Raw genomic sequence first — 15,833 nt, 5'->3', positions numbered from 1 at the left:
CGCGCGGATGCGGCAGGCTGGAGTCGTGCGCGGATGGGGTGAGTGGGCGGAGCGCCGCCAGGTCGTGCTCTATCTGGCCGCCATCGCTCTCGGCGTCGTCGTCGGGCTGACGGCGCCCGCGATCGCCCCGACGCTCGAAGCGGCCATCACGCCCGCGCTGGGGGTCCTCCTGTACGCCACGTTCCTCGCGGTGCCGTTCGCCCGCATCGGACGGGCGCTGCGCGACGGGCGCTTTCTCGCCGCGGTGCTCGTGCTGAACTTCGTGCTCGTACCGATCGTCGTCTTCGCCCTGTCGCGCGTCGTGGCGCACGAGGCGGCCCTGCTCGCGGGAGTGCTTCTCGTGCTGCTGACCCCCTGCGTGGACTACGTGATCGTGTTCGCCCACCTGGCCGGCGGGGCGCGGGAACGCCTGCTGGCCGCGACGCCGCTGCTCATGCTCGCGCAGCTCGTGCTGCTGCCGGGCTATCTCTGGGTCATGGCGGGCCCCGAGCTCGTCGGCGGGATCGAGCCCGGCCCGTTCGTCGAGGCGTTCCTGTTGCTCATCGTGCTGCCGCTCGCGCTCGCCGCCCTCACCCAGCTGCTCGCGCGCAGGCTGCGACCCGTCCGCATCCTCGAGACCGGTGTGCTCGGTGCGATGGTCCCGCTGATGATGCTCGTGCTCGCGGTCGTCGTGGGCTCGCAGGTGCACGCGGTGGGGGAGCGCCTCGCCAGCCTCGCGGCCCTCGTGCCGCTGTTCGTCGCGTTCGCCGCCATCACCGCCGTCCTGGGGCTGCTCGTGGCGAAGATCGCTCGGATGCGGCGACCCGAACGGATCGCGACGACGTTCAGCGGGGTGACGCGCAACTCCCTCGTGGTCCTTCCGCTCGCGCTGGCGCTGCCCGCATCCCTGTCGCTCGCGCCACTGGTGGTCGTGACGCAGACCCTCGTCGAGCTCGTCGTGATGGTCGTCCTCGTGGCGCTGTTCCGGCCGCGAGCGGCCCGCGTGCACTGACCGCGACGGATTTCGCACGGTCGTCGCGCTGGTGCGGACGGGGCTCGGCGTGCTCGGATGAGAGCAGCGGCACGCCGCGCCCCCACCGCCCCGCCCCGCACGAGGAGTCGCTCCATGACCCGCATCGGCATCGTCTCGGAGGGCGAGGGTGAGAACCGCGTCGCCGCCACGCCGCAGACCGTCGGCAAGCTGATCGCCCTCGGCTACGACGTCGTCGTCGAATCGGAAGCCGGCGCGCGTGCGGCGTTCCCCGACACGTCCTACCGTGACGCGGGGGCGACGATCGGCGATACGGCTGAAGCCTGGGGTGCCGACATCGTGCTCGGTGTGGACGTGCCGAGCGCGGACGAGATCGCCCGGCTGCGTGCGGGTGTGGTGCTCATCACCCAGCTCGCTCCCGCCATGAACCCCGATCTGGTGGACCGGCTGGCGGCGCACGGCGTGACGGCGCTGGCGATGGACGCGATCCCCCGCATCTCGCGCGCCCAGTCGATGGACGTCCTCAGCTCGATGGCCAACATCTCCGGCTACCGGGCCGTGGTCGAGGCGGCGAACGAGTTCGGTCGTTTCTTCACCGGTCAGGTCACCGCCGCGGGCAAGGTGCCGCCGGCCAAGGTGCTCGTCGCAGGCGCGGGCGTCGCGGGCCTCGCGGCCATCGGCACCGCATCCAGCCTCGGCGCGATCGTGCGCGCGACCGACCCGCGCCCCGAGGTCGCCGACCAGGTGCGCTCGATCGGCGGCGAGTATCTCCCGGTGACGGTGCCCGCCCAGACCGTCTCGAGCGACGGCTACGCGCGCGCGACGAGCGAGGAGTACGACCACGCCGCCGCCCAGCTCTACAGCGCGCAGACGGCCGAGGTCGACATCGTCATCACCACGGCGCTCATCCCGGGGCGCGCCGCGCCGCGGCTGATCACGGCGGAGGATGTCGCGCGGATGCGGCCCGGTAGCGTGATCGTCGACATGGCGGCAGGGCACGGCGGCAACGTCGAGGGCTCGGTCGCGGACCAGCGTGTCGTGACCGACAACGGGGTCGTGATCCTCGGGTACACCGACCTGGCGGGAAGACTGCCCGCGCAGTCGTCGCAGCTCTACGGCACGAACGTGCTCAACCTGCTGCGGCTGCTCACGCCGGGCAAGGACGGCGTCCTCGTCCTCGACCTCGACGATGTCGTGCAGCGTTCGGTGACCGTCGCTGCAGGGGGCGATGTGCTCTGGCCGCCGCCGCCGGTCGCCGTGTCCGCAGCACCCGCCGCGTCGCCGGCTCCCGCCGCATCCGTCGCCGAACCGCCTCCGCCGCGGCGTGGACGCAAGCTCCTGCTGTTCGTTCTGGCCGCCCTCGCGCTGTTCGCCGTCGTGACCTTCGCGCCGGCGCCGCTGCCGCAGCACATGACGGTGCTCGCGCTGTCGATCGTCGTGGGCTACTACGTGATCGGCAAGGTGCACCACGCCCTGCACACCCCCCTCATGAGCGTGACGAACGCCATCTCGGGGATCATCGTGGTGGGCGCGATCACGCAGCTGACGGTGCCGGAGCCGATCGTGCAGATCCTCGCCGCCATCGCGGTGCTGCTGGCCAGCATCAACGTCTTCGGCGGCTTCGCCGTCACCCGTCGCATGCTCGCGATGTTCTCGAAGGGGGCGGAGCGATGACCGCGAACGCCGTTGCGAACGCCGCCTACCTGGTCGCGGCCATCCTCTTCATCCTGAGTCTGGCGGGGCTCAGCCGTCACGAGACCGCGCGTGCCGGCGCCGCGTCGGGTATCGCAGGCATGGCCATCGCGCTGGTCGCGACGGTCGTCGTCGCCACCACCGGCGCCTTCGCATCCGGCGCCGCGGCCCTCGGGCTCCCACTGCTGGTCGCCGCGGTGGCCGTGGGAGCCGCGATCGGACTCTGGCGCGCCCGCTCGGTCGAGATGACCGGGATGCCGGAGCTCATCGCACTGCTGCACAGCTTCGTGGGGCTTGCGGCCGTGCTCGTGGGCTGGAACGGGCACCTGCACGACGGCGGGCTCACGGGGGCGCTCCGCGACATCCATCACGGCGAGGTCTTCGTCGGCGTGTTCATCGGCGGCGTCACCTTCACCGGCTCCCTCGTCGCGTACCTCAAGCTCTCGGGTCGGATGCCCTCGAAGCCGCTCGCGCTGCCGGGGCGCAACGCGCTCAACCTCGGCGCGCTGATCGTGTTCGCCGCCCTCACGATCTGGTACATCGTCACCCCGACGCTGGGCCTGTTGATCGGGGTGACCGTGCTCGCCCTGGCGCTGGGCTGGCACCTCGTCGCCTCCATCGGCGGCGGCGACATGCCGGTGGTCGTCTCGATGCTCAACAGCTACTCCGGCTGGGCGGCGGCTGCCGCGGGATTCCTCCTCGACAACGATCTGCTGATCATCACGGGCGCGCTCGTGGGGTCTTCCGGCGCGTACCTCTCCTTCCTCATGTGCAAGGCGATGAACCGCTCGTTGCTGGCCGTCATCGCGGGCGGGTTCGGCGCGCCGGCCGCATCCGCGCAGGCGGCTCAGGCCGGCGAGCATCGGGAGACGGATGCGGAGGCGGTGGCGGAGATGCTCGCCGACGCCGACAGCGTCGTGATCGTGCCGGGTTACGGCATGGCCGTCGCGCAGGCACAGTATCCGGTCGCCGAACTGGTCGAGCGGCTGCGGGCGAAGGAGGTCGAGGTGCGCTTCGGCATCCACCCCGTCGCCGGCCGACTGCCAGGGCACATGAACGTCCTCCTCGCGGAGGCGAAGGTGCCGTACGACATCGTGCTGGAGATGGACGAGATCAACGACGACCTGGCGCAGACCTCGGTCGTGCTCGTGATCGGCGCCAACGACACGGTGAACCCCTCGGCGGCCGAAGACCCCTCGAGCCCCATCGCGGGGATGCCGGTGATCCGGGCCTGGGAGGCGCGCCAGGTCGTCGTCTTCAAACGCTCGATGGCGTCCGGCTACGCGGGCGTCGAGAACCCGCTCTTCTTCCGGGAGAACACGCAGATGCTCTTCGGAGACGCGAAGCAGCGCGTGGAAGACATCCTGCGCGCGCTCTGATCAGGCTTCGACGGGCCAGGCCGGCAGCGGGTCGGCGAACCGCTCCCAGGCCTCGGGGCCGGCATCCATCTCCGCATCCGTCAGGGCGGCGTCATCGAGAGCCCGGGCGACCGCCCCCGCGTGCAGATCGAGCCCGGTGACGGCGATCTCCTGCCCGATGCAGCTGTAGGCCTCGCGCGTGTGGAGCGGGTCGAGCCACATGGCGGAGCCGACCTGCTCCCAGCGCGCGAGCGTGCCCTGGCGGGTCGCCAGGCGGCAGAAGCCGACCGAGCGCAGCACGAGTCCCCACCGGCGCGCGTCGATCTCCTCGTCGAGGGCGCGCACGAGGCGCTCCGGGTGGAAGGGTCGGAGCTGCTCGTAGCGGAAGGTCGTCACGCGACGATCCGTCATGTGCGGATCGTGTTCCTCGTTCAGCATCCGCACCCATCCGGCGCGCTCACCGACGGGGGTCGAGGTGTCCGTTGCGAGCGCCGCGCGGACGTCCTCGTGCGGGCTGCGCGTGAGCCGGATGCGGGCGAGGGGATTCAGATGCGAGGCGAGCGCCATGAGCATCGCGAGCCTCGCCGTCTCGACGCCCTCCCAGTTGACGAACGCGATGACGTGCGCGCTCTCGATGAACGCCGCCGCCTGCCGCGCGCGGGCGCCGTGGTCGCCGCGGTCGTCGCCGGGCGGGGCGTCCGAGCGCAGGGTGGAACCGTCGCGCAGGTCCTGGACCATGTGCGGCGCGTCGATGACGCACACCAGCGCGGGCGGGGTGTCGAACGCGCCGCTGAAGTGCAGCGGATCGAGGTCGGTGGCGCAGTCGAAGAGGGCGAGCTGATCGCCCCCTCCGGCCCAGATTCCCTGCGGACGGTGCGAGCTCGTGTGCCGGGGGCCGCCGTAGGCCCAGACCAGGCGGCGGCCGAGAGCCGCGGCGGCACGTTCGGCGAAGAGGTGGCGTTCGGGTGCGCACACCCCGGTGATGGCGACAGGGATCGATTCCATGCCGGTCCTCTCCAGTTGCTCGGGCGGAGCACCCAGCATAACCTGTTGTTGAGAACCGTTATCAATAAGGAGTCGCTGTGAAAGTCCGTGCCTCGCTCAAGTCCCTGAAGAACCAGCCCGGCGCCCAGGTCGTGCGTCGGCGTGGCAAGGTGTTCGTCATCAACAAGCTCAACCCCCGCTTCAAGGGGAGGCAGGGCTGAGGAGGGGGCGTGCGGCATCCGCAGTCGGAGAGATGTAGACGCGACGGCGGGAGTCGAACCCGCAACGCTCCCGGGTATGAACCGGAGCCCGGGACCACCCGGATCGCCGCGATGTCTCGACGCTAACCCGGGGTTCCGACCCGCGCCAGTGCATGTCGCAAGATGACCCCGTGCGTCACCGCGTCACAAGGCCGCGGGGTGCAGCATGGCCCTCCACACCGCCACACTGCGACGCCTGCACGATCGCTGGGGCTGGTGTGGTCGCAGGGGGCGGATGTGGTGACCCTCTGACCATCGGCCGTGCAGATGTCGCGGCATCAGCGCCAGAGGGGGGCGGGCGCGACCGCCGACCCGGGCGGGTGTCGTCGGTCGCGCCTAGACTTGAGGCGACATGACCGACGCCTCCACGCCCCTCATCATCGGCGGTGACGGCGCTCGCCCCGCCGGCGATTCCGCACGTCCCGACGCCGACCTCCTCGCCGGCCTCAACGGCCCGCAGCGGGAGGCCGTCATCTATCGCGGGCCGGCGCTGCTCATCGTCGCCGGTGCCGGCTCCGGCAAGACCCGCGTACTCACCCATCGCATCGCCTCGCTGCTGCGCTCGCGCGAAGCGTGGCCGAGCCAGATCCTCGCCATCACCTTCACGAACAAGGCGGCGGGGGAGATGCGCGAGCGCGTCGAACAGCTCGTGGGCGACAGCGCGCGCGGCATGTGGATCTCGACCTTCCACTCCGCCTGTGTCCGCATCCTCCGCCGTGAGGCGCAGCAGTTCGGGTTCACCAGCTCGTTCACGATCTACGATTCCGGCGACTCGCGGGCACTCATCAAGCGGCTCGTGAAAGAACACGAGGCCGACGCGTTCGGTCTCACCCCCGCCGCGGTCCAGAGCCGTATCTCCAAGCTCAAGAACGAGCTGCAGGATGCGGAGGGCTACGCGCGGCAGGCGAACATGAGCGACCCCGCCGAGCGGGTGTTCGTCGAAGTCTTCGGCGACTACCAGCGCGCCCTGCGCCGGGCCAACGCGTTCGACTTCGACGACCTCATCGCGCAGACCGTCTTCCTCTTCCGCGCGTTCCCGCAGGTGGCCGACACGTACCGCCGTCGGTTCCGCCACATCCTCGTCGACGAGTACCAGGACACCAACCACGCCCAGTACTCGCTCATCCGTGAGCTCACCCGACCCGTCTCGGGCGAGGGGGAGTCGTATTCCGCGGGCGGCATGATGATCTTCGAGCCCGACAAAGCCCCGGAGGTGGAGGCCGCATCCCTCACCGTGGTGGGCGACTCCGACCAGTCGATCTACGCCTTCCGCGGCGCCGACATCCGCAACATCAGCGAGTTCGAGCGCGACTTCCCCGGTGCGAAGGTCGTGCTGCTCGAGCAGAACTACCGCTCGACGCAGAACATCCTGTCGGCGGCCAACGCGGTCATCCGCAACAACTTCGACCGGCAGGACAAGAAGCTGTGGACGGACGTGGGTGCGGGCGAGCTCATCGTCGGCTTCACCGGCTACTCGCAGCACGACGAAGCGCAGTTCGTCGCCGACGAGATCGAGAAGATCCACCGGGCCGGCACGGCGTACTCCGACATCGCCGTCTTCTACCGCACTAACTCGCAGTCGCGCGCGCTGGAAGAGATCTTCATCCGCTCCGCCCTGCCGTACAAGATCATGGGCGGCACGAAGTTCTACGAGCGCGCCGAGATCAAGGACGCGCTCGCCTACCTGATCGCGGTGGCGAACCCCGCCGACGAGATGGCGGTGCGCCGCATCCTGAACAAGCCGCGTCGCGGCATCGGCGACGTGACCGAGACGGCCATCGCGCGCTTCGCGGAGGACAACCAGATCACGTTCCGTGAGGCGCTCGCCTCGCCGGAGGCGCTGGGTGTCGGGCCCAAGATCCAGGCGGCGATCACCCAGCTCGACCGCGTGCTCACCGAGGCGACGGCGCTGCTGCTGCCCGAGGGGCAGGATGCGCCGCCCACCGCCGTCGCCGAGGCGCTGTCGCTGTTGCTGAGCAAGAGCGGCTACTCGGACGCGCTGCGTGCCAGCCGCGACCCGCAGGATGAGGCCCGCCTCGAGAACCTCGACGAGTTCGTCGCCGTGGCGCGCGAGTTCGCCCGCAACAACCCGCAGGGCACGATCAGCGACTTCCTCACCGAGGTCGCGCTCGTCGCCGACGCCGATGACCTCGACGACGCATCGGGCTCCGTTTCGCTCATGACCCTGCACACCGCGAAGGGCCTCGAGTTCGACGCCGTCTTCCTCACCGGTGTCGAAGAAGACCTCATCCCGCACCGCATCTCGGCGAACGAGCCCGGCGGCCCCGCCGAAGAGCGTCGCCTGTTCTACGTGGGCGTCACTCGAGCGCGCAAGCTCCTGCACCTCACACTCGCGATGACCCGCGCGCAGTTCGGCGAGGTCACGGTAGCGATGCCGAGCCGCTTCCTGCAGGAGATCCCCGCCGAGCTCATCGACTGGCGCCAGTCTCCCGGCGACGTCAACTCGCGCGGCGGCGCACAGTCGCGAGCCCTCAACGCCCGACGCCCCGGCGGGTGGGGCTCGCGTCGCGACGACAACCCGCCGCTGCTGCCCAAGTCGACCTCGCTCGAGCGCTTCGCGAACAAGATCCCGGCGAAGGTGCGCGACAACAGCGAGCTCGAACTGGCGGCGGGCGACCGCATCCGGCACGAGGACTTCGGAGAGGGACGCATCGACGCGGTCACGGGCGAGGGGGCCAAGAGGATCGCGCACGTGCGCTTCGACAGTGCCGGAGCCAAGAAGCTGCTGATCAAGATCGCGCCGATCGAGAAGATCTGAGTCACACCCCGGCGCGCACCGCGCCGCGCGGTTAGGCTGGCCCGATGGCACTCTTCTCGCGCCGACCCAAGCCCTCCGAAGAACCCGAACGGGATGCTGCCGCGTCCGCTGCGGCCGAGGCGACGCCGGACGCGCCGGCCGAGAACGTCCCTCACGTGCCGATCTCGGTCAGCACCTTCGGTGAGAACCGCACGCCGGACGCCGCCCCGGCCATGCCCGAGGGCGTCTCGGCCATGGCCGCCGCCAGGCCGCCGCACCTCGCCTCGCCCGCCGCGGAGGCATCGAAAGACCTCGAGACCGTGCCTGGCCTGCGCGACAACGTCCTGCTGCGCGACGCCCTCGCGGCGCTCCCCGAGAAGGCGCAGCCGGTCGAGCTCATGAACGTGGCGCGCCAGCTGCTGCAGGGGCACGTCTACATCCGCGTGCAGGGCGACGCCCGCGAGCTCCTCGCCAAGGGCGACAACCTGCCGACCTCGGTGATCACGTACCAGGAGCAGAAGTACATGCTCGTGTACTCCAGCGGCCGCGCGTTGCAGGATGCGGTGCGTGCCGACGGCGACGCGTCCACCTCGGCGCTGGCCCAGCCCGTCATCAGCCTGCTGCGCCAGATCGTCGCGGGCGAATTCGGCGGCATCGCCGTCGACCACGCGTCGCGCCCCGGCTCCGCCATCCTGCCCAAGCCCCTGATCGAGAAGGCCCTCGCCGATCTCGACCCACACCTGGCGGTGAAGACGCTGCTCGCCGCCGACCGCACCGACGAGACGGCCGGCGACGTCGCCGACGCGCTCACCTACGCGCCCGTCTGGGTCGCAGCCCGACGCGGCGAGGGCGACCGCATCGGCATCGCCGAACTCCGCACGACGGAGGGCGAGCGCATCCTCGAGCTCTTCTCCCACCCGCTGGAGCTCGTCGCTCTCGGCCGCGGAGACCAGCCGGCGAAGGTCACGCCCGAACAGCTCGCCCGCGCGCTACGCTCCGACGACGGCATCTCGGGCGTCATCGTGAACCCCGCCGGCCCGTGGATCCGTCTCAGCCGCGCGCAGCTCGCGCCGGTGCTCGCCCTCGGCGTCTGACGCCCGCATCCGAGCGACGCGCGCCGAGAAGCGCAAGGGGATGCGGGGCGCGAGCCTGCGCCCCTAGGGTCGGGGCATGGCGAGCGAACGCACCACGGTGATCGTCCCCGGGCCCGATGGCGACCGGGAGATCTCCGTCTCCAGTCCGTCCCGCGAGGTGTGGCCCGCCGCGGGCATCACCAAGCGCGACCTCGTCGACTACATCCTGGCCGTGTCCGAGCCGTTCCTGCGTGCGAACGGACATCGTCCGGTGTCGCTCGAGCGCTACCGCGACGGCATCGACGGCGAGTCCTTCTTCTCGAAGAACCCGCCCAAGGGCACCCCGGACTACGTCGACGCGGTGACCGTCACCTACAACAGCGGGCGCAGCCATCCGCAGGTCGTGCTCACCGAGCCCGCGGCACTGGTGTGGGCCGTGCAGATGAACACGGTGGTCTTCCACCCGTGGGCCTCGCTCGCCGCCGACCCCGACCGCCCCGTCGAGCTGCGAATCGATCTCGATCCTCAGCCGGGCACGGACTTCTCGGATGCGGCCGCCGTCGCTCCGCTCATGCGCGAGGTGCTCGCGGAGGCCGGTCTCGACTCCTGGATCAAGACGAGCGGCAACCGCGGCATCCACCTCTTCTGCCCGATCGAGCCCACGCACGAGTTCCTCGACGTGCGCCACGCCGCGATCGCCGCGGGTCGGGAGCTCGCCCGCCGCGCGCCGGAGCGGGTGACGATGAACTGGTGGAAGGAGGAGCGCGGGCAGCGCATCTTCGTGGACTTCAACCAGACCAATCGCGACCGGACGATGGCCGGCGCATACAGTCCTCGGGCGCTACCCGATGCGACGGTGGCGACCCCGATCACCTGGGACGAGCTGCCCACCGTCGACCCCCACGCCTTCACCGTGCGCACCGTGCCTCGCCGCCTCGCGGAGATCGGCGACCCGTGGGAGCACATCGCCCGCAATCCCGGACGTATCGACACACTGCTCGAGTGGTGGCAGCGCGACCTCGACGACGGCCTCGGCGAGCTGCCCTTCCCGCCCGAGTTCCCGAAGATGCCCGGAGAGCCGCCGCGGGTGCAGCCCAGCCGTGCGCGTCCGGAGGAGTGATCCGTCAGTCCAGCACGTCGCCGAGGTCGTACGCCGAGACCTGCTCCAGTTGCGAGAAGGTGCAGGATGACGTTTCGCGGTCGGGACGCCAGCGCTCGAACTGCACGGTGTGGCGGAACCGCATCCCCTCGAGCTGGTCGTAGCGCACCTCGAGCACCCGCTCCGGGCGCAGCCGCACGAACGACACGTCCTTGGATGCGGCGAATCGCGACCGCTCGGTCTCGCCCGTCACCGCCTCACCCGTCTCGTCGCGCTCGACCAGCGGCGCCAGCTCGTCGACGAGCTCCCGGCGCCGCGCGTCCGTGAACGCCGACACGCCGCCCACATTGCGCAGGCGTCCCTCGTGGTCGTAGAGCCCCACCAGCAGCGAGCCCACGCCGACGCCGCTCTTGTGGACGCGGTAGCCGAGCGCGACGACGTCGGCGGTGCGGGCGTGCTTGATCTTCAGCATCGTGCGCTTGTTCGGCTGGTAGGCGTCGTCGAGGCGCTTGGCGACGACGCCGTCCAGACCCGCGCCCTCGAACTCCGCGAGCCAGCGTTGCGCGGTCGCGGGATCGGCGGTCGTCCGGGTCAGGTGAACGGGAGGCTCGACACCTGCCAACAGGTCCTCGAGCTCGGCGCGACGTTCGGCGAACGGTGTGTCGCGCAGATCGCGGTCGCCGCGAGCCAGCAGGTCGAAGGCGATGAGCAGGGCGGGCGTCTCGTCCGCCAACTTCGTGACGCGGGAGGCTGCGGGGTGGATGCGTTGGCTCAGCGCCTCCCAGTCCAGCCGCTGCGCGCCCGGGGGGCCGGTCGGGATGACGATCTCGCCGTCGATGAGGCACGGCTCGGGCAGCACCCGAGGAAGCGCCTCCACCAGCTCGGGGAAGTAACGGGTGAGCGGCTTCGCGCCCCGCGATCCCAGCTCCACGCTCTCCCCGTCCCACGCGGCGAGCACTCGGAAGCCGTCCCACTTGGGCTCGAAGCTCCAGCCGGCCGCATCAGGGACGTCCTTGACCGCCTTGGCGAGCATGGGAGCGGGGATCTCGTACCGCACGGGCGCTCCTCAGGCCGTCGCGTCGCCCGCCGCGACGCGCTGCTCGCGCTTCTTGGGTCTCGCCCACTTCGCCGGGGTGTCGGGGCCGTCCCAGACCTGGATGATGCCCCACACGACAGCGGTCAGCGGTACGGCCAGCAGTGTGCCGAGGATGCCGCCGATCGCCGTGCCGCCGGCCAGCACGACCAGGACGACGAACGAGTGCAGCTTCATCGACCTGCCCATGAGCACCGGCTGCAGGAAGTTGCCCTCGAGCTGGTTGACCGCGATCACGACGCCCACGACGATCAGCGCGATGACCGGTCCGTTGGCCACGAGCGCCACCAGAGCGGCCAGTGCGCCGGCGGTCACGGCGCCGACGATCGGGATGAAGGCGAGCAGGAACACCAGGACCGCCAGCGGGATGGCGAGGGGCACCTGCAGGATGAGCAGACCGATGAGGATGCCGACGGCATCGACGAAGGCGACCGCCGCCGTGCCGCGCACGTATGAGCCGAGCACCTGTACCGACTTGTCGCCGATGCGCCGTGCACGCACATAGGACGTGCCGTGGAACGGGCGCAGCAGGAATTCCCACATCCGCGGGCCGTCCTTCAGGAAGAAGAAGAGGATCACGACCATCAGGACCAACCCGGTGACGAAGCTCGCGACGGCGCTCACGCCGGCGAGGGCGCCGCTGCCGAACTGGGCACTCGTGACGAAGTCGCCGAGCTGCCCCATCCACTCGTCGATCTGCGCGGATGTCGGGGCGAACGGCAGCGTGTGGACCCAGTCGAGCAGTTGCTGGAAGCCGCCCTGCGCCTGCGACGAGAGGTCGTCCCACTGGTCGCGTACCGCCCACACGATGATCCAACCGAGCCCGGTGAGCAGCACGACGACGGTGAGCAGCGTCAGGAGGGTCGCCAGGATCGAGGGCACGCCCTTGCGCCGCATCCAGGTCATGACCGGCGCGAAGGCCGACGCGAAGATGAGGGCCAGGATGAGCGGGATGACGACGACCGTGACCTGGCGGATGCCCCAGATGGCTCCGGCCAGGATCGCGACGATCACGATGATCTGCAGACCGCGGATCGCGAGGCGCCCGAACGCATCTCCCCAGAGGCTCCACGGAGCCCGGTGTGCGGTGAGCTCGACCTCCCGGGAGGTGAGCGTCACCTCCTGCGGTGCGCGGCGGAACAGTCCCATGCGACGACCGTATCGGCCGCATCCCCCCGGCGCCTGCGTCTTGACGCGCGGGTGTCGAAGCGGCAGGGGCTCAGACGAAGGCGCCGGTGCCCGTGACGTCGCGTCCGATCAGCAGGGCCTGCACGCTCTCGGTGCCCTCGTAGGTGTGGATGGCCTCGATGTCGGCCATGTGCTGGATCACGCGGTTCTCAAGCAGGATGCCGTTGCCGCCCATGAGGTCGCGTGCGGTCTGGGCGATGCGGCGCGCGGCGCGGGTGTTGTGATACTTCGCGAGGGAGGCCTGTGTCGGCCGCAGTGCGCCCGCGGTCTCGAGATCCGCCATGCGTCGGCAGTAGAGCTGCATCGCCGTCAGCTCGTCGAGCATCTGCGTGAGCCGCTCCTGCACCATCTGGAACTTCACGAGGGGCTTGCCGAACTGCACGCGCTGCTGCGCGTAGGAGAGTGCGGCTTCGTAGCAGGCCGTGGCATGCCCGAGTGCCGACCACGCCACGCCGGAGCGGGTGGAGTACAGCACCGTCGACGCGTCCTTGAAACTCCGGGTGCCGGGCAGCGCCGCATCCGCCGGCAGGCGCACGTCATCGAGCGCGATGTGAGCCTGGTGGATGCCGCGCAGCGACGCCTTCCCGGCGATCACCGTGCCGGTGTAGCCCGGAGTGTCTTGCGGGACCAGGAAGCAGCGCACCGCGCCGTGCTCGTCGGCGGCGGCATCGTCCACGCGTGCCCAGACGAACGTGATGCCGCCGGACGCTCCGTTGCCGATCCACTTCTTCGCGCCGCGCAGGACCCAGTCGTCGCCGTCACGCCGGGCGACGGTCTCGAGCGAGACGGAGTCCGATCCGTGGTCGGGCTCGGTCAGGGCGAAGGAGCCCAGCACCTCGCCCCGCGCAAGCGGCTCGAGCCACCGCTCCTGCTGCGCGGCGGAGCCGAACAGGGCGAGGGTGCGCAGGGCGAGACCGCCCTGCACCGCGATCACCGTGCCGAGCGATCCGTCCCCCCGCGACACCTCCATGTTGACCAGGCCCGCGGCCAGCGGCGAGAAGTGCGTGAGGGAGGGGTGCTCGATACCGTCGTTGAACAGATCGAGCTCTCCCAGACGGGCGACGAGATCCAGCGGGTAGGAGCTGTCGTCCCAGGCGGCGACCATGCGATCGCCGACCTCGTCGACGTAGCCCTTCGCGCGGTCCCAGACGGCGCGGTCGACGGCGGGGATGTCGGCGAACACGGCGTAGTAGTCGGTGTCCAGGCGTCCGGTCACGTCGTAGGCGGCGGCGGTGTCGCCCGGCAGAGAGGTCATGCGCACACGATAGCCGCGTGGCACGCTGTCTCGCCAATTCTGGTACTCAGTTCCACAAAGCGGGTACGCCGCAGCAACGCGTTAGCCTGAGCGGGTGCCGGCCCTCAGCGACCATCTGCGATCCGTTCCTCCCAGCGGCATCCGTCGCATCTTCGAGATCGCGCTCACCCTCGAAGACGTCACCATGCTCGCGGTCGGCGAACCCGACGTCCCCGTGGCGGCGCACATCATCGATGCGGCCACGCGCGCGTGGGAGGCGGACGAGACCGACTACGTGGCCAATGCCGGCATCCCGGCGCTGCGCAAGGCGTTCGCCGAGCGCTTCACCGCCAACCACGGCGCCGCCCTGTCGCCGGAACGGGTCTGGGTCACCGTGGGTGGGACGCAGGCGCTGCATCAGGCGATGGGCCTGGTCCTCGGCCCGGGCGACGAGGTGCTCGTGCCTGATCCCGGATACACGACGTTCTCGATGAGTCCGCGGATGCTGAGCGCGGTACCGGTCCCGTACCCGCTGCGCCCGGAGGCCGACTTCCTGCCCGAGCTCGATCGCATCGAGGCCCTCATCACCCCGCGGACGCGGGCGATCGTGGTGAACTCGCCGTCGAACCCGCTCGGCACGGTCATCGATGCCGAGCTCGCACGGGGGATCCTCGAACTCGCGCGCCGCCGTGACCTGTGGATCATCAGCGACGAGGTCTACGCGGAGCTCACGTGGGGCGAGCCGCACGTGAGCCTGACGGCGCTCGACGCGCTGAGCGACGAGCCCCGGGTGCTGGGAGTGTTCTCCCTCTCGAAGTCGTACGCCATGACGGGGGTGCGGGTCGGCTTCCTCATCACCCCGCTCGGTATGGACCAGATCCTCCGGACGGTGCAGGAGGCCATGATCGCGTGTGTGGCCGTACCCGATCAGCGCGCGGGCGTGGCAGCGCTCACCGGCGACCAGAGCAACATCACCCTGGCCCGCGCCCACTATCGCCAGAACCTGGATGCGGCGACCGCGCTGCTCGACGAGCGGGGCATCGCCTATCGCGTGCCCGACGGCGCGTTCTACCTGTGGATCGATCTGCGCCACGCGACCGGCGGCGACGTCGGGGCGTGGGCGGAGCAGTTCCTGCGGACGCAGCGCGTCGCTCTCGCGCCCGGATCCGCCTTCGGTGCTTCGGGCGAGGGGTGGGTGCGCGTGTGCGCGGCCGCCTCGCGCGGCGACCTGCTCCACGGGCTGTCGCTGCTGCCCGCGCCCTGAATCGCGCTCGGTCCGCGCCGGATGCCGTGACGCGTGCACGGCGGATGCGGGGTGGGATGCCGCATCCGACACATCAGGGGACTCCTGGACCACGGATCGTGCAGGCGTCGCGCCGCGGCGACGCTCAGTGCAGGTCGTCGCGGAGGCGGCGGGCGACCTCCGCGGCCGGCATGCGGCGGGGGAAGACGGCCACCACGACGTCGTCGTCGGCGGCCGCGGGCCGTTCGCCGACCCCGAACTTGTCGAGGCAGTCGTCGAGCGCTCGGCGCAGTGCCGAGGCGGGGACCTTCTTGGGTCCGCGCAGCAGCCGGCGGAGCACGTGGTTGTGCACGGCGGTGACGAGGGCCGCGAAGCTCACCGCGTCCAGAGGGTCGAGGCCGGGAAGCGCCGTGCGCAGGTACTCGTCGAAGAGCCGCTCGTACCGGAAGACGGTGACGATCTCGCGGTCGCGCAGCGCCGGCACGTCGCGCACCACCGTGTAGCGGCGGCGGGCGAGCTCGGGGTCCGCCGCGAAGTGACGGTAGACCTGCATCGAGGCCTCGCAGACCGCCTCCCAGGGATTCTCGTGCGGCCGGGCGAGATACGTGCGCAGCTTGTCGAGCAGGAGCTCGTGATCGGCGAAGACGACGTCGTCCTTCCCGCCGAACTGGCGGAAGAACGTGGAGCGCGAGATGCCGGCGGCCTGGGCGATCTGGTCCACCGAGGTCGCCTCGAAACCCTGCCGCGCGAACAGGTCGAGGGCCGCGGCGACGACATCGTCACGCGCGGCTGAGGGGGAAGCTGTCTCACTCATCTGCGGAGCAAGCCTAGACCTGCTCCCGCGTCCTCCCGTCGACTCCGTCGCCGTGTCAAGCCCCGCG

The 15,833-nt window shown here is 70.6% G+C and carries 13 protein-coding genes and 1 tRNA gene; 8 read left to right on the top strand and 6 right to left on the bottom strand.

Annotation, left to right across the window (positions count from 1 at the left end):
• Positions 1–7 precede the first annotated feature (7 nt).
• The 3 genes from LXM64_RS12685 (at position 8) to pntB (ending at position 4,041) form a co-directional block, all read left to right on the top strand.
• A complete protein-coding gene (locus tag LXM64_RS12685) occupies positions 8–991 on the top strand; it encodes an arsenic resistance protein (RefSeq protein ID WP_419144840.1) in 984 nt (327 codons plus the stop codon).
• Positions 992–1,105: 114 nt separating this feature from the next.
• Complete coding sequence (locus LXM64_RS12680) at positions 1,106–2,644, top strand: Re/Si-specific NAD(P)(+) transhydrogenase subunit alpha (protein ID WP_234073508.1); 1,539 nt, start codon at positions 1,106–1,108, stop codon at positions 2,642–2,644.
• Positions 2,641–4,041, top strand: a complete 1,401-nt coding sequence (gene pntB / locus LXM64_RS12675; RefSeq protein ID WP_234073507.1) for a Re/Si-specific NAD(P)(+) transhydrogenase subunit beta — start codon at positions 2,641–2,643, stop codon at positions 4,039–4,041. The genes LXM64_RS12680 and pntB overlap by 4 nt, the downstream gene beginning before the upstream one ends.
• On the opposite strand, the gene LXM64_RS12670 is transcribed toward pntB, so the two are convergent.
• Positions 4,042–5,025, bottom strand: a complete 984-nt coding sequence (locus LXM64_RS12670; protein WP_234073506.1) for a GTP-binding protein — start codon at positions 5,023–5,025, stop codon at positions 4,042–4,044. It lies immediately after the preceding gene.
• Between the two features lie 77 nt (positions 5,026–5,102).
• Between LXM64_RS12670 and ykgO the strand changes: the two genes are divergently transcribed.
• A complete protein-coding gene (gene ykgO, locus LXM64_RS12665; RefSeq protein WP_137416250.1) occupies positions 5,103–5,225 on the top strand; it encodes a type B 50S ribosomal protein L36 in 123 nt (40 codons plus the stop codon).
• A gap of 38 nt (positions 5,226–5,263) precedes the next feature.
• On the opposite strand, the gene LXM64_RS12660 is transcribed toward ykgO, so the two are convergent.
• Positions 5,264–5,336, bottom strand: a tRNA-Met gene (locus LXM64_RS12660).
• A 280-nt stretch (positions 5,337–5,616) separates the two neighbouring features.
• On the opposite strand from LXM64_RS12660, the gene LXM64_RS12655 reads away from it, so the two are divergent.
• The 3 genes from LXM64_RS12655 to ligD all read left to right on the top strand — a co-directional run bounded on the left by LXM64_RS12655 (position 5,617) and on the right by ligD (position 10,215).
• The gene (locus tag LXM64_RS12655) at positions 5,617–8,043 is read left to right on the top strand and encodes an ATP-dependent helicase (RefSeq protein WP_137416251.1); all 2,427 of its coding nucleotides are present in this window, start codon (positions 5,617–5,619) and stop codon (positions 8,041–8,043) included.
• A gap of 44 nt (positions 8,044–8,087) precedes the next feature.
• Positions 8,088–9,116 carry an SseB family protein gene (locus LXM64_RS12650; RefSeq protein ID WP_234073505.1) on the top strand — a complete coding sequence of 343 codons (1,029 nt, stop codon included), beginning with the start codon at positions 8,088–8,090 and terminating at the stop codon, positions 9,114–9,116.
• A gap of 76 nt (positions 9,117–9,192) precedes the next feature.
• Positions 9,193–10,215, top strand: a complete 1,023-nt coding sequence (ligD, locus tag LXM64_RS12645) for a non-homologous end-joining DNA ligase (protein ID WP_234073504.1) — start codon at positions 9,193–9,195, stop codon at positions 10,213–10,215.
• A gap of 4 nt (positions 10,216–10,219) precedes the next feature.
• On the opposite strand, the gene LXM64_RS12640 is transcribed toward ligD, so the two are convergent.
• The 3 genes from LXM64_RS12640 to LXM64_RS12630 form a co-directional block, all read right to left on the bottom strand.
• A complete protein-coding gene (locus LXM64_RS12640; RefSeq protein ID WP_419144868.1) occupies positions 10,220–11,227 on the bottom strand; it encodes an ATP-dependent DNA ligase in 1,008 nt (335 codons plus the stop codon).
• A gap of 33 nt (positions 11,228–11,260) precedes the next feature.
• A complete protein-coding gene (locus tag LXM64_RS12635) occupies positions 11,261–12,436 on the bottom strand; it encodes an AI-2E family transporter (RefSeq protein ID WP_234073502.1) in 1,176 nt (391 codons plus the stop codon).
• A 70-nt stretch (positions 12,437–12,506) separates the two neighbouring features.
• The gene (locus LXM64_RS12630; protein WP_234073501.1) at positions 12,507–13,730 is read right to left on the bottom strand and encodes an acyl-CoA dehydrogenase family protein; all 1,224 of its coding nucleotides are present in this window, start codon (positions 13,728–13,730) and stop codon (positions 12,507–12,509) included.
• Positions 13,731–13,824: 94 nt separating this feature from the next.
• Between LXM64_RS12630 and LXM64_RS12625 the strand changes: the two genes are divergently transcribed.
• A complete protein-coding gene (locus LXM64_RS12625) occupies positions 13,825–14,973 on the top strand; it encodes a pyridoxal phosphate-dependent aminotransferase (protein ID WP_234073500.1) in 1,149 nt (382 codons plus the stop codon).
• Positions 14,974–15,097: 124 nt separating this feature from the next.
• Here the strand turns inward: LXM64_RS12625 and LXM64_RS12620 are convergent, their stop codons facing one another.
• The gene (locus LXM64_RS12620; protein ID WP_234073499.1) at positions 15,098–15,766 is read right to left on the bottom strand and encodes a TetR/AcrR family transcriptional regulator; all 669 of its coding nucleotides are present in this window, start codon (positions 15,764–15,766) and stop codon (positions 15,098–15,100) included.
• Positions 15,767–15,833: the final 67 nt, after the last annotated feature.

This window comes from Microbacterium binotii, from assembly GCF_021398715.1.
In the GTDB taxonomy this organism is placed as follows: Bacteria; Actinomycetota; Actinomycetes; order Actinomycetales; family Microbacteriaceae; genus Microbacterium; species Microbacterium binotii_A.
Note: the sequence above shows the minus strand (reverse complement) of the source record. Positions and strands in the feature narration are given on the sequence as shown.